Below are 14,036 nucleotides of genomic sequence, written 5' to 3'. Positions count from 1 at the left end.
TTACACGTCTACCGTAGGAATCTTGCGCGGCGCCATGAAGTACATCCACGTCAGCGCAATGAAGTACATCGCCGGAATCAGGGTGAACAACACGGTGTAGTTGTTGTTGGTCACGGTGAGGATATGGCCGACGATCTGGGTCATGAACATGCCGCCGATGGCCGCGCACATGCCGCCGAAGCCGAACACCGTGCTCATCATGTGCTTGGGCGTGTAGTCCATCACCAGGCTCCAGATGTTGGCCGTCCAGGCCTGATGCGCGCCGATGGCCAGGGAGATCGCAAATACCGCGACCCACAGTTGGCTGGAACCGGCCGCCATGATCACGCCCACGATGCAGCAGGCAAACAGCAGCATCGATAGCAGCCGCGCCTTGATTGGGTTCATCCCGCGGCCGATCAGGAATGACGACAGGATGCCACCGCCCACACTGCCGAAGTCGGCGGTCAGGTAGATGATGATCAGCGGGATGCCCATTTGGGTCACGTTGATGCCCAGGTTGTATTGCTGGTTCAGGAACGGCGGCAGCCAATACAGGTAGAACCAGAACACCGGCGCGGTCAGCGCATAGGCGATGGCGAACGCCCAGGTGCCGCGCATGCGCAGGATGCGGCTGAACGGGACGCCGGGTTGTTCCGGCTCGGCGTGCTGTTGCACGTAGTCCAGTTCCGATTGTTTGACGGTTGGGTGCTCTTCCGGGTTGTAGTATTTCAGCCCCCAGAACACCAGCCAGATCGCGCCGAGCGATGCCATGCACAAGAACGCCGCCTGCCAGCCCCACACATGCAGGATCAACGGCAGCAGCATCGGCGTCATCATCGCGCCGACGTTGGTGCCGGCGTTGAAGATACCGGTGGCCACCGCGCGCTCACCCGCCGGGAACCACAGGCGTGTGGTCTTGACGCAGGCCGGGTAGTTGGCGGCCTCGGTCAGCCCGAGGATAAAGCGGCACACCATAAAGCCGACGGCCGAGGTGGCCAGGCCGTGGGCGCCGGTGGCCAGGCTCCACAGCAGCACCGCGCAAAAGAACACGCGTTTCACGCCGACGCGGTCGATCAAGCGGCCTTGCAGCACAAAGCCGATCGCATAACCCACCTGGAACCAGAAGTTGATGTTGGCGTAGTCCATCGCCGTCCAGCTCATTTCTTTGGCGAGGATAGGTTGCATCACGCCCAACGCGGCGCGGTCGATGTAGTTGAGGGTGGTGGCGAAAAACACCAGGGCCAGCATGCCCCAGCGGGTTTTGCCTACGGCCATGGCGCCGCGGATCTTGTCGCCGATGCCGGCGTGCGGGGTGCCGGGGCGCGAGGCCAGGGCGGAGTTTTGCAGAGGCATGTGGTTGTACCCGTTTTTTGAAATTTTTATGGTGTGTTCTGGGTCTTTTTCTTACAGGTAGAAGCGAAGTCGATGGTGCGCAGTGGCTAAAAAATCGTCAATTCGCTATGGGGCATTGTGTTCGATAATCGCACTGAAAACTAACCGGTTCGTACATTTTAATTGCTGCGCGTAGGCTGGCGGCGAATAATTTGCCACAAACAACAATTGCCGGGAGTCGCCCATGCAACGTTCCATCGCCACTGTGTCCTTGAGCGGCACCCTGCCGGAAAAGCTCGAAGCCATTGCCGCCGCCGGGTTTGATGGGGTCGAGATCTTTGAAAACGACTTGTTGTATTACGACGGCAGCCCGCGCGAAGTTAAACAAATGTGCGCCGACCTGGGTATCGCTATCACGCTGTTCCAGCCGTTCCGCGACTTTGAAGGCTGCCGACGCGACCGCCTGGCGCGCAACCTGGAGCGCGCCGAGCGCAAGTTCGACCTGATGCAGGAACTGGGCACCGACCTGGTGCTGGTGTGCAGCAACGCCGCGGCGGATTCGGTGGGCGATGAACGTATTCTGCTCGACGACCTCAGCCTGTTGGCCGAACATGCCGGCCGCCGAGGTTTGCGCATCGGCTATGAAGCGCTGGCCTGGGGCAGGCATGTGAACACCTGGCAGCAGGTGTGGAACCTGGTGCGTCAGGTCGATCACCCCAGCCTGGGCGTGTTGCTCGACAGTTTCCACACCTTGTCGCTCAAGGGCGACCCGAGTGCCATCGCCCAGATCCCCGGCGATAAGATCTTCTTCGTGCAAATGGCCGACGCGCCGATCCTGGCCATGGACGTGCTGGAGTGGAGCCGGCATTTTCGCTGCTTCCCTGGCCAGGGTGAATTTGACCTGGCGGGCTTCCTCGCGCCGATCATCAAGAGTGGCTACACCGGGCCGTTGTCCCTGGAAATTTTCAACGATGGCTTCCGCGCCGCGCCGAACCGCGCGAATGCCGCCGATGGCCTGCGATCGCTGCTGTACCTGGAAGAGAAAACCCGCGAACGGCTGGCCGAGGAGCAGCCCGCCGCGCCGCTGGATATTCTCTTCGAAACCCCGGCGGCCAGCGAGTACGACGGCATTGAGTTTCTTGAGTTCGCCGTGGATGAAAACCTTGGCGCCAAGCTGACCCATTGGCTGGAGCGTCTGGGTTTCGTCAAGGCCGGGCAGCACCGTTCCAAGAGCGTGAGCCTGTTGCGCCAGGGCGATATCAACTTGATCCTCAATTGCGAGCCCTATTCCTTCGCGCATAATTTTTTCGAAGCCCATGGGCCGTCGTTGTGCGCCACCGCCATCCGGGTCAAGGACAGTGCCAAGGCCCTGGAACGAGCGGTGGCCTACAAGGGCCAGCCCTATCGTGGCCTGGTCGGGCCCAACGAACTGGAACTTGCGGCCGTGCGCGCGCCGGATGGCAGCCTGATTTACCTGGTAGACCAAGGCGAAGGCGGGCTGTACGACACCGATTTCAACCTGCAACCGGCCGCGACCGATGGCGGTGGCCTGCTGCGCATCGACCATATGGCCATGGCCTTGCCGGCCGACAGCCTCGACAGTTGGGTGCTGTTCTACAAGAGCCTGCTGGATTTCGAAGCCGATGACGAAGTGGTGCTGCCCGACCCGTATGGCCTGGTTAAAAGCCGCGCATTGCGTAGCCGCTGCAGCTCGATTCGCCTGCCCCTGAACATCTCCGAGAACCGCAACACCGCCATTTCCCACGCGCTGTCGAGCTATCGCGGCTCTGGCGTGCACCATATTGCCTTCGACTGTGCGGATATTTTCGCCGAGGTGCGCCGCGCCAAAGAGGCCGGCGTACCGCTGCTGGACATCCCGCTCAACTACTACGACGACCTGGCGGCGCGTTTCGACTTTGACGATGAGTTCCTCAGCGAACTGGCGTACTACAACGTGTTGTACGACCGTGACGCCCAGGGCGGTGAGTTATTTCACGTGTACACCGAACCGTTCGAAGGGCGGTTTTTCTTCGAAATCATCCAGCGCAAGCACGGCTATGCCGGCTACGGAGCGGCCAACGTGGCCGTGCGTCTGGCGGCGATGGCCAAATCGCGCAGCGGTGCCTTGCGCCAGGCGCGTTTATAACGGCGAGTCGAGCGCTTCCTTCGGCAGGCGCCGCGGCCCATAATCAGCGCCTGCACAACAATGGCCGTGAGCGCACCATGACCTCGAGTCCCGAACTCCCTGCGGTGTCAGACGCACCGCGCAAGAGTCGTAAGAACAACCCGGAAAAGACCCGCGAAAACATACTCCAGGAGGCTATTGCGGAGTTTGTCCAGCAGGGCCTTTCCGGGGCTCGAGGTGGACGCCATCGCCGAGCGCATTCACACCTCCAAGCGCATGATCTATTACTACTTCGGTAGCAAGGAGCAGCTGTACGTCGAGGTGCTGGAGAAGCTCTACGGCGATATCCGCAATACCGAAACGCGCATGAACCTCACCGCGCTTGAACCGCGTGAGGCGATCCGGCGGTTGGTGGAATTCACCTTTGATCACCATGACCAGAACGTGGATTTTGTGCGGATCGTCAGCATCGAAAATATCCACAATGCCGAGTACGTGAAGCGCACCGACACGATCAAGGCGATGAACAGCAAGATCCTGGAAGGGCTGGGGGAGACCTTGCGCCGCGGGGCTGAAATGGGCGTATTCCGGGAAGGGCTGGAGCCGTTGGATGTGCACTTGCTGATCAACTCATTCAGCTTTTACCGGGTGTCCAACCGCCACACGTTCAGTGAGATCTTTCAGATCGAGCTGTCGGATGAGGCGGTTAAACAACGGCATCGCGAGATGATCTGTGAGTCGGTGTTGCGGTACCTGCAGGCCTGAATTCACCGCAGAACCTCATGTGAAAACTGGCTCAAAATGTGGGAGGGAGCAAGCCCCCTCCCACATTTGGATTTGGTTTCTACAGTCAGGTATTCATGCTCTTGAAGTGCGCCAACATCCGTTGCGCATCCGCCACCTCGCCACTGAACAACTCAAACGCCTTCACCGCCTGGAACACCGCCATGTTGCCGCCATCCAGCGTGCGGCAACCCAGGGCGCGGGCGTTGCGCAGCAGTTCGGTTTCGAGTGGGAAATACACGATTTCCGCAACCCACAATTGCGCCCGCAAGAAGGCTGCCGGCACCGGCATACCGGGCAGTTTGGCCATGCCCATTGGCGTGGTGTTGACCAGGCCATCCGCCTCGGCCAGGGCGTTTTCCAAATCCTGACCCACTTGCGCGCGGCCGCTGCCGAAACGCTGGGCGAGGTTATCCACAAGCTCGCGGGCACGCTGGGCATCCACGTCAAAAATACTCAAGTGCTCCACGCCTTCGGCCAGCAGTGCATGGGCCACCGCAGCGCCCGCGCCACCGGCGCCCATCTGCACCACGCGCCGGCGCGGCGCATCACTCAGGTTGCGTCGAAACCCTTCAGCAAACCCCAGGCAATCGGTGTTGTGGCCGATGCGTTTGCCGTCTTTGAACACCACCGTATTCACCGCGCCAATGCCCCTGGCTTCGTCGGACAGTTCATCGAGCAACGGCAGGATCGCCTGTTTGCACGGGTAGGTAATGTTCAGCCCGGTAAAGTGCATCTGCTCGGCGGCGCGTAGGAGGTCGGGCAGGGCGTTGATGTCCAGGCCCAGGGGCTCAAGGTCGATGAGACGGTACAGGTAACGCAAGCCTTGGGCGTCGCCTTCCTGTTCATGCAGGGCTGGGGTGCGGGAGGCTTGGATACCGGCGCCGATCAGGCCGGCGAGGATGCGCGATTTCATTGAGCTGAACCCTTGAGCAACCGGCTGAAATGTTCCAGGGCCAGGTGGTAACCATGGCTGCCAAAGCCTGCGAGCACTGCCTTGGCGATGGGCGACACGAACGAGTGATGACGAAACGCCTCACGTGCATGCACGTTGGATAAATGCACTTCGATCACCGGCACTTCACTGGCCACCAGCGCATCGCGGATCGCTACCGAGGTGTGGGTCCAGGCCGCCGGGTTGATCACGATGCCGGCGCAACGTTCGCGGGCGCCGTGGATCCACTCGAGCAATTCACCTTCGTGGTTGGTCTGGCGAAATTCGATCTTCAGCCCGAGTTTCTCGGCGCTGCGCCCGCACAGGGCGGCGACGTCGGCCAGGGTTTCGTGGCCATAGGTGGCGGGCTCGCGGGTGCCGAGCAGGTTGAGGTTGGGGCCGTTGAGCACCAGCACGATAGGCGGCATCAGATGTATCTCCACAGGTCTTGTTCGTTGTGGGGATAAAATGTACTGAATGGTTAATTTGGTCAATTAAAGGCGGCGGATGTGTTCGATTATCGAACCTTTAATCAGCCGCCGGAACAGCGCCGCTCTCACATGTCGGGCGGCGGTGTGCGTCGGGTTTATCGCCGGGTCAGCAACACCCCGGATTCCATATGGTGCGTCCATGGGAACTGGTCAAACAGCGCACAGCGGGTAATGCGGTGCGTGTCATGCAGTTGCGCGATGTTCGCCGCCAAGGTTTGCGGGTTGCAGGAGATGTACAGGATGTTGTCGAAGCGTCGGGTCAGTTCGCAGGTGTCCGGGTCCATGCCGGCGCGTGGCGGGTCGACGAATACGCTACCGAACTCGTAACTCTTCAGGTCGATGCCGTGCAAGCGCCGGAAGGGGCGCACGTCGTTGAGCGCTTCGGTGAGTTCTTCGGCGGAGAGGCGCACCAGGTTGACGTTACCCACCGCGTTTTCATCGAGGTTGCTCAAGGCTGCGTTGACCGAAGTCTTGCTGATTTCGGTGGCCAGCACTTTGCGTACGCGGGTCGCCAGCGGCAGGGTGAAGTTGCCGTTGCCGCAATACAGCTCCAGCAAGTCATCCGGGCGCTCGCCCAACGCTTCGTAGGCCCAGTTGAGCATCTTCTGGTTTACCGTGCCGTTGGGCTGGGTGAACGCGCCTTCAGGTTGGCGGTAGCTGAAGGTGCGCCCGCCAACCTCGAGTTTTTCCACCACGTAGTCGTGGCCGATCACATCGCGCTTGCCCTTGGAGCGGCCGATGATGCTCACGTTCAGGTCGGCCGCGAGTTTGTTCGCCGCCGTGTGCCAATGCTCATCCAGCGGGCGGTGATAGCACAGGGTGATCATTGCGTCGCCCGCCAGTGTGGTGAGGAACTCCACCTGGAACAGCTTGTGGCTCAGGGCGGCGCTGGCCTGCCAGGCGGCCTTGAGCTGCGGCATCAATTGGTTGATGCGCTGGCTGGCGATGGGGAACTCTTCGATCAGGATCGGCGTGCGCTTGTCGTCCTGGGAAAACATCGCGTAGTGGCGCTCGCCGGCTTCGCGCCACAGGCGGAACTCCGCCCGCAGGCGAAAGTGCTGCAGGGGCGAGTCGAATACCTGCGGTTCGGGCGCGTCGAACGGTGCCAGCAGGTCACGCAGGCGCGTGACCTTGTCTTGCAGTTGCGCGGTGTAGTGTGCGGCGTCAAAAGTCATGCGTTGAACCAGCCCAGCTTGATCACAAACAGAATCGACAGAATCACCAGCGCCGGGTTCAGCTCACGGTAGCGGCCCGAAAGCAGCTTGATGGCGGTCCAGGCGATGAAACCGAAGGCGATGCCGTTGGCGATGGAGTAAGTGAAGGGCATCGCCAGGGCGGTGATCACCACCGGCGCGGCCACAGTAATGTCATCCCAGTCGATTTCGGCCAGGCCCTGGGTCATCAGCACCGCCACGAACAGCAGCGCCGGCGCGGTGGCGAAGGCCGGTACGCTGGCGGCCAGCGGCGAGAAGAACAACGCCAGCAGGAACAGGATCGCGACCACGATGGCCGTCAGGCCGGTTCGGCCACCGGCACTCACGCCCGCGGCGGATTCGATGTAACTGGTGGTGGTCGAGGTGCCCAGCAGCGAGCCGGCCATGGCGGCGGTGCTGTCGGCGATCAGCGCACGGCCCATTTTCGGCATGTGGCCGTCCTTGCTCATCAGGCCGGCGCGCTTGGCGACGCCGATCAGGGTGCCGGAGTTGTCGAACAGGTCGACGAACAGGAAGGCGAAGATCACGCTGACCAGGCCGATATCCAGCGCGCCCTTGATATCCAGCTGCAGGAAGGTCGGGGCCAGGGAGGGTGGCATCGAGGTCACGCCGCCGAACGGGGTCACGCCCAATACGATGGAGGCGATGGTGACCGCGAGAATACCGATCAACACCGCACCGCGCACGGCCAAGGCTTCCAGTGCGACGATCAGCACGAAACCGAGGGTGGCGAGGATGGGGGCGGCTTTTGTCAGGTCGCCCAGGCCAACCATGGTGGCCGGGTTGCTGACCACGATCTGCGCGTTGTGCAGTGCGATCAACGCGAGGAACAGGCCGATACCGGCGGCAATCGCCGAGCGCAGGGGCAGGGGGATGGCGTTGATGATCCACTCACGGATACGGAAGATCGACAGCAGGAAGAACAGCACCGCCGAAATAAAGACCGCCCCCAACGCCACCTGCCAGGTGTGGCCCATGTGCAGCACCACGGTGTAGGTAAAGAAGGCGTTGAGGCCCATGCCCGGCGCGAGCGCAATCGGGTAGTTGGCGATCAGGCCCATCACGGTGGAACCGATGGCGGCCGCCAGGCAAGTCGCGACGAACACCGCGCCCTTGTCCATGCCGGTTTCGCCGAGGATGCTCGGGTTCACGAACAGGATGTAGGCCATGGCCAGGAATGTCGTGATACCCGCGAGGATCTCGGTGCGCACGTTGGTGTTGTGTGCCTTGAGTTGAAACAGCTTTTCCAGCATGCCGGCTCCCTGTGACGCTATTTTGCGTCGTGATTTGTTGACCTCTAAGTCAAAGCACAAACTGCGCCAAGCGCCTGTGGTTTCAGAGAGGATCGGAAAAAGCGGCGCATCATACCAGCAGCCGAGGCTGTGTGGCGCATGGCCTTGAGGCATACTGCGCCGACGTTCAACAGCGGGTCATCGACAGCATGAAAAAAGCCAACGCGTGGAGTCTAGCCCTGATCCCTTGTCTCGGCCTGTGGCTGGGCGCGGCACCAGCGTGGAGCGCGACTGCACCGGCCTTGAGCGAGGTGCGCGTGTTCAAGGTCGAATCGGCGCGGTGCACGGAAACCATCCCGGAGCGCGCCGGCAGCACCCAGATGTGTACCCACCGTGGGCCCACCAAGGTGTCGGTGATGGAGGTGGGCCTGGGCAACAACCCGGTCGGCCTGTTCAACGGCGCGGTACTCAACGGCCAGCGCACGGCGGTGTGCCAGGTCGGTAACATCAGCCAGGCCTGCAATGGCGCGGGCACCTTGATGGGCTACATCTATGTGTTTGACCTGGACGTCGAGGCCCAGGGCTGGTTCGAATACAGCAACTCCTCGATCAACCCCCCGCGCAACACCCTGAAAACCCAGCTCAATATCCACTGATCAATCAGCTTGAACGCTCAAAACCCCGGGAAGTCGTACCCCTTGAGACGGCGGTTTCCCTGAACGCCGCGGACGTACACCAACCGTGAGGTGTTTATGAGCGCGACCCCCAATGGCGCGGCGGCCCAACCGTTCGTCGCCCACTCGATACGCTTGAGCTTGAATGGCCAGGATCGCCAATTGGACGTCCTGCCCTGGACCACCTTGCTCGACCTGCTGCGCGAACAACTCGACCTGGTCGGCAGTAAAAAGGGCTGCGATCACGGCCAATGTGGCGCCTGCACCGTGTTGCGCGACGGCAAGCGCATCAATGCCTGCCTGACCCTGGCGGTGATGTGCGATGGCGCCGAGCTGACCACCATCGAAGGCCTGGCCAACGGCGACCAACTGCACCCGATGCAGCAAGCCTTCATCAAGCATGACGCCTTCCAATGTGGCTACTGCACCCCCGGCCAGATCTGCTCCGCCGTCGGCCTGGCCAATGAAGGCCGTGCCCACGACACGGCGCAAATCCAGGAATTGATGAGCGGCAACCTGTGCCGCTGCGGCGCCTATTCCAATATCCGCGATGCCATTGAAGATGCCCTGGGAGGTGAGCGATGAATCCCTTCCATTACAGCAAGCCCGTTAATGTGCAGGAAGCTGTGCACCTGAGCAGCGGTGTGTCGCGCTTCATCGCCGGCGGCACCAACCTGCTGGACCTGATGAAAGAGAACATCAGCCACCCTGAGCACCTGATCGACATCACTGGCCTGCCGCTGCATGACATCCAGCAAACCGCCGACGGCGGCCTGCGCATCGGCGCGCTGGTGAGCAATGCCGACCTGGCCTGGCACCCCTTGATCGAACAGCGTTACCCCTTGCTGTCCCAGGCCATCCTGGCCGGGGCGTCGCCGCAACTGCGCAATATGGCCAGTACCGGTGGCAACCTGTTGCAACGCACCCGTTGCTATTACTTCTATGACGCCACGGTGCCCTGCAATAAGCGCGAGCCCGGCAGCGGCTGCCCGGCGCGCAGCGGTTTGAACCGCATCCATGCGATCCTCGGTGCCAGCGAGCAGTGTGTGGCCACTCACCCATCGGACATGTGCGTGGCCCTGGCGGCGCTGGAGGCGCGAGTGCATGTCGAAGGCCGCGCCGGCGCCAGGGTGATCGAGTTCGCCGACTTCCACCGCTTGCCCGGCGATGCACCGCAACGCGACAACCAATTGGCCGACGATGAACTGATCACCGCCATTGAACTGCCCGCCGATCAGTTGGCGCGGCACAGCCATTACCTCAAGGTCCGCGATCGCGCCTCCTATGCCTTCGCCTTGGTTTCCGTCGCCGCCGCGCTTGAACTGAACGGCGATGTGATCACCGATGCGCGCCTGGCCCTCGGCGGCGTGGCCCACAAACCCTGGCGTGACCGCGCAGTGGAAACCGCGTTGATCGGCCAGGCCGTCAGCCGCGAAACCTTCAGCAACGCCGCTGATGCCTTATTGCAAGACGCCGAGCCGCTGGAACACAACGGCTTCAAGATCAAGCTGGCGCGCCGTGCAATTATTCGCGCCTTGAGCGACGCCGCTGTCGCAGGAGAACAGCCATGAGTGCCATCGGCAAACCCCTGGACCGTGTCGACGGTGTGCTCAAGGTCACGGGCCAGGCGCGTTATGCAGCGGAATTTCCCGAAGACGGCCTGCTGCATGGCAGCGTGGTGTCCAGCAGCATTGCCAAAGGCCGGGTAACCCGTATCGATGCTTCAAAAGCCCTGGCACTGCCGGGTGTGGTGGACGTTATCCATCACCTCAACCGGCCGACAATCGCCAGCTACGACGACGCTTTTGCCGACGCCGATGCCGCCGATGGCTCGCCGTTTCGCCCGCTCTACAACGACCGCGTGCTCTACAGCGGGCAGCCGTTGGCCCTGGTGGTGGCAGACAACCTGGAACTGGCCCGGCATGCGGGCTCCCTGGTCGAAATCGAGTACGACCGCGACGCCTTCGAGACGGACCTGCTCACCCAGCAGGAGCGGGCCCACCCCTCACCGCAAACGCCGCCCGCGCCGCGCGGCGACTTCCAGGCCGAGTGGGCCGGCGCGGCCATCAGCCTCGATCTGCACTACAGCACGCCCATCGAACACCACAACCCCATGGAACCCCATGCCAGTACCGTGCTGTATCAGCCGGACGGCACGTTGCATATCCATGAAAAAACCCAGGGGCCGCAGAACTGCCAGGCCTATGTGCAAAAAGTCTTCGGCCTGGATAAAAGCCAGGTGCGCGTCTTCGCCGCGTTTGTCGGTGGTGCGTTCGGCTCGGGCCTGCGCCCGCAGTACCAACTGCCGCTGGCGGTGATGGCCGCGCTGGCGCTCAAGCGTTCGGTGCGTGTCACCCTCACGCGCCAGCAGATGTTCACCTTCGGCTACCGCCCACGCACCTTGCAGCGCCTGCAAATGGGCGCGGCGGCCAACGGTCGGTTGCTGGCGCTGGGGCGCACGGCGATTGGCCAGACCTCGCGCTTCGAAGACTTCAGCGAGCACGTGGTGGAGTGGAGCGGCATGCTCTACCACTGCGACAACGTGCAACTGACCTACAAACTGGTGCCGCTGGACGTGTTCACGCCGCTGGACATGCGCGCACCCGGCGCCGCCCTGGGGTTGATCGGCCTGGAATGCGCCATGGATGAACTGGCCTGCGCCCTGGCCATCGACCCGGTGCAACTGCGGCTGATCAACTATGCAGAGCGCAACGGCAACGAAGACAAACCCTGGTCGAGCAAAGCCCTGCGCGAATGCTACCGCGAGGGCGCCGAGCGGTTCGGCTGGAAGCAGCGCAACCCGGAACCGCGCAGCATGCGCGATGGCCGCCAGTTGATCGGCTGGGGCATGGCCGGCGGCGTGTGGGAGGCCATGCAAATGAAGGCCAGCGCCAAGGCGCGTATCGACACTGAAGGCAAACTGACGGTCAGCAGCGCGACCACGGATATCGGCACCGGTACCTACACGGTGATGACCCAGATTGCGGCGCAAGCCAGCGGTGTGGCCATGGGTGATGTGAGCTTCCTGCTCGGCGATTCCTCACTGCCCCCCGCGCCGCTGCAGGGCGGCTCGTTTACCGTGTCGTCGGTGGGCACCGCCGTGCAGCAAGCCTGCGAAGCGTTGACGGCCAAACTGCTGGGCATCGCTCGGCAGACGTACCCGGTATTCAAGGAGGCCGAGTCCGTGCGCTTTGAAGACGGCCAACTGCATACCGGTGATGTGAGTGTGTCGCTGGCGCAACTGGTCAAGGACAGTGGTCAAGCGACGCTGGAGGCACAGGTGGACAGCCAGCCCGACAAAAAACGCGAGGGCTATGCCACCGCCACTCATTCGGCGGTTTTTGTGGAAGTTCGCGTCGACGAAGACCTGGGCACTATCAAGGTCAGCCGGGTGGTCAGCGCGATTGCCGCCGGGCGGGTGGTCAATCCGAAAATGGCGCGCAGCCAGATCCTCGGCGGCGTGGTGTGGGGCATCGGCATGGCGTTGCATGAAGAAACCCAGGTCGACCACCGGTTGGGGCGCTACATGAACCACAGCCTGGCCGAGTATCACATCCCGGTGAATGCCGATATCGGCGAGATTGACGTGGTGTTTGTTCAAGAGCACGACGAGATCGTCAACGCCCTGGGGTCCAAGGGCGTGGGGGAGATCGGCATTGTCGGCGTGGCGGCGGCGGTGGCGAATGCGATCTACCACGCCACCGGCAAGCGGGTGCGGGAGTTTCCGATCACGTTGGATAAGGTGCTCTGAAAACACCGCACAACCCTTGTGGGAGGGGGCTTATTACCCAATAAGGTCGCGTGGTGACGCTCAGACTTTGGCTTCTTCCACCGGCACATGCATCCGGTCCCGATTCGCCAGCGTCGGAAACAGTTTGATCCACACCCCGGTCACCACCAGCGTACCGATGCCGCCCATCACCACCGCCGGCACGGTGCCGAACCAGTGCGCGGTGATGCCGGATTCGAACTCGCCCAATTGATTGGAGGCGCCGATAAACAGGCCGTTGACCGCACTGACCCGCCCGCGCATTTCGTCCGGTGTTTCCAGTTGCACGAACGACGCACGGATAACCATGCTGATCATGTCCGCCGCGCCCAGCACCACCAGCACCGCGAGGGAAAACCAGAACGAGGTGGACAGGCCGAAGGCAATGGTCGCCACGCCGAACACGCCGACGGCGGTGAACATCACGCGGCCCACCTGGCGGTCGACCGAGAAGCGCGCCAGCCACAATGACATCAACAACGCGCCCACCGCCGGTGCCGAACGCAACAGGCCCAGGCCCCAGGCGCCGGTCAGCAGGATGTCCTTGGCGAACACCGGCAGCAGCGCGGTGGCGCCGCCCAGCAGCACGGCGAACAGGTCGAGGGAAATCGCCCCGAGGATGTCGGGGCGGCTGCGGATAAAACGGATGCCGGCCAGCAGCGAATCCAGGGTCGCCTTGCCTTTGTTCAGCGGGGTCTGGCGGGCGGGCAGGTTGAGGGTCAGCAGGCAGGCGATGAGGTACAGCGCCACCGTGGGGCCATACACCCAGACGCTGCCGAACGCATAAAGCAAACCGCCGAGGGCCGGGGCCACGATGGTTGCCAGTTGCTGGGCTGATTGCGACGAAGCCACGGCCCTGGGGAACAGCGCGCTGGGCACAATGCTCGGCAGCAGCGCCTGGGTGGTGGGCATTTCGAACGAGCGTGCGGCGCCGAGCACGAAGGCCAGGATAAAAATCATCTCGCGGGTCACATTGCCGGTCAGGCCGCCGATGGCCAGGGACAGCGCGATCAACGCCTGCACGGTCTGGCAGATGGCCGCGACTTTGCGTCGCTCATAGCGATCGGCCACATGCCCGGTGTGCAGCATGAACAACACGCGGGGCACAAATTCCACCAGGCCGACCAAGCCTAGGTCCAGCACGTTGCCGGTCAGTTGGTAAAGGTTCCAGCCGATGGCCACGGTTAGCATCTGGAAGCCGCTGGCGGTGAAGATCCGCGCCAGCCAGAACGCGATGAAAGGGCGGTGGTGACGCAACAGCAACGCGGGTTCACTAGGCATCGGGAGTTCAGGTCAAGGCGGGAGGGAATGGCCAGATTAGCATCAAGCTGTAACAAATAGTTGCAAAGACTGATTCGATGAAAGCCCCCATGAGGCAAGCTGTCACGCGGCAAAAGACCACATAACTGCACACACAAAATGGGACTACTCTTTGAGCAATGCTTGATCCAGATCAAAACCTTCAGAGGAACTGATCGGGCGGCCGCAAGGCCAGAATCC

General features: G+C 62.3%; 11 protein-coding genes and 1 pseudogene. 6 read left to right on the top strand and 6 right to left on the bottom strand.

Going from position 1 to position 14,036, the window contains the following annotated elements:
• Window positions 1-1,335: an MFS transporter gene (locus AB4O25_RS14825; RefSeq protein ID WP_065876753.1), complete on the bottom strand. Its 1,335-nt coding sequence runs from the start codon at window positions 1,333-1,335 to the stop codon at window positions 1-3.
• Between the two features lie 223 nt (window positions 1,336-1,558).
• On the opposite strand from AB4O25_RS14825, the gene quiC reads away from it, so the two are divergent.
• Both quiC and AB4O25_RS14815 read left to right on the top strand, forming a co-directional pair.
• Window positions 1,559-3,460: a 3-dehydroshikimate dehydratase QuiC gene (gene quiC, locus AB4O25_RS14820; protein ID WP_460149711.1), complete on the top strand. Its 1,902-nt coding sequence runs from the start codon at window positions 1,559-1,561 to the stop codon at window positions 3,458-3,460.
• Between the two features lie 77 nt (window positions 3,461-3,537).
• Window positions 3,538-4,204: pseudogene (locus tag AB4O25_RS14815) on the top strand (TetR/AcrR family transcriptional regulator).
• 85 nt (window positions 4,205-4,289) lie between these two features.
• Here AB4O25_RS14815 and AB4O25_RS14810 read toward each other — a convergent pair.
• From AB4O25_RS14810 to AB4O25_RS14795, 4 genes are all read right to left on the bottom strand, one after another.
• On the bottom strand, window positions 4,290-5,138 hold the full coding sequence (locus tag AB4O25_RS14810; protein ID WP_065876755.1) for a shikimate dehydrogenase: 849 nt from the start codon (window positions 5,136-5,138) through the stop codon (window positions 4,290-4,292).
• Window positions 5,135-5,584 (bottom strand): type II 3-dehydroquinate dehydratase, encoded by a 450-nt coding sequence (gene aroQ, locus AB4O25_RS14805; protein ID WP_017528886.1) that lies wholly within the window; start codon window positions 5,582-5,584, stop codon window positions 5,135-5,137. Before aroQ ends, AB4O25_RS14810 begins: the two co-directional genes overlap by 4 nt.
• 158 nt (window positions 5,585-5,742) lie before the next feature.
• Window positions 5,743-6,822, bottom strand: coding sequence for a tRNA (uridine(54)-C5)-methyltransferase TrmA (gene trmA, locus AB4O25_RS14800; protein WP_017528885.1), 1,080 nt, complete (start codon window positions 6,820-6,822; stop codon window positions 5,743-5,745).
• Entirely contained in the window at window positions 6,819-8,114 is a 1,296-nt protein-coding gene (locus AB4O25_RS14795; RefSeq protein WP_017528884.1) for an NCS2 family permease, read from the bottom strand. The genes trmA and AB4O25_RS14795 overlap by 4 nt, the downstream gene beginning before the upstream one ends.
• Before the next feature lie 188 nt (window positions 8,115-8,302).
• Between AB4O25_RS14795 and AB4O25_RS14790 the strand changes: the two genes are divergently transcribed.
• The 4 genes from AB4O25_RS14790 (at window position 8,303) to AB4O25_RS14775 (ending at window position 12,518) form a co-directional block, all read left to right on the top strand.
• On the top strand, window positions 8,303-8,749 hold the full coding sequence (locus AB4O25_RS14790; protein ID WP_116079184.1) for a DUF4879 domain-containing protein: 447 nt from the start codon (window positions 8,303-8,305) through the stop codon (window positions 8,747-8,749).
• Window positions 8,750-8,845: 96 nt separating this feature from the next.
• A complete protein-coding gene (locus AB4O25_RS14785) occupies window positions 8,846-9,352 on the top strand; it encodes a (2Fe-2S)-binding protein (protein ID WP_017528882.1) in 507 nt (168 codons plus the stop codon).
• On the top strand, window positions 9,349-10,338 hold the full coding sequence (locus AB4O25_RS14780; protein ID WP_068935223.1) for an FAD binding domain-containing protein: 990 nt from the start codon (window positions 9,349-9,351) through the stop codon (window positions 10,336-10,338). The genes AB4O25_RS14785 and AB4O25_RS14780 overlap by 4 nt, the downstream gene beginning before the upstream one ends.
• Entirely contained in the window at window positions 10,335-12,518 is a 2,184-nt protein-coding gene (locus AB4O25_RS14775) for a xanthine dehydrogenase family protein molybdopterin-binding subunit (RefSeq protein WP_460149709.1), read from the top strand. The genes AB4O25_RS14780 and AB4O25_RS14775 overlap by 4 nt, the downstream gene beginning before the upstream one ends.
• Before the next feature lie 60 nt (window positions 12,519-12,578).
• Here AB4O25_RS14775 and AB4O25_RS14770 read toward each other — a convergent pair whose 3' ends face one another.
• The gene (locus AB4O25_RS14770; RefSeq protein ID WP_017528879.1) at window positions 12,579-13,817 is read right to left on the bottom strand and encodes an MFS transporter; all 1,239 of its coding nucleotides are present in this window, start codon (window positions 13,815-13,817) and stop codon (window positions 12,579-12,581) included.
• Window positions 13,818-14,036: the final 219 nt, after the last annotated feature.

It is taken from the genome of Pseudomonas sp. S3_A03 (genome assembly GCF_054668275.1).
The sequence above is the reverse complement of the archived record's forward strand: the minus strand, read 5'-3'. Positions and strand labels throughout refer to the sequence as shown.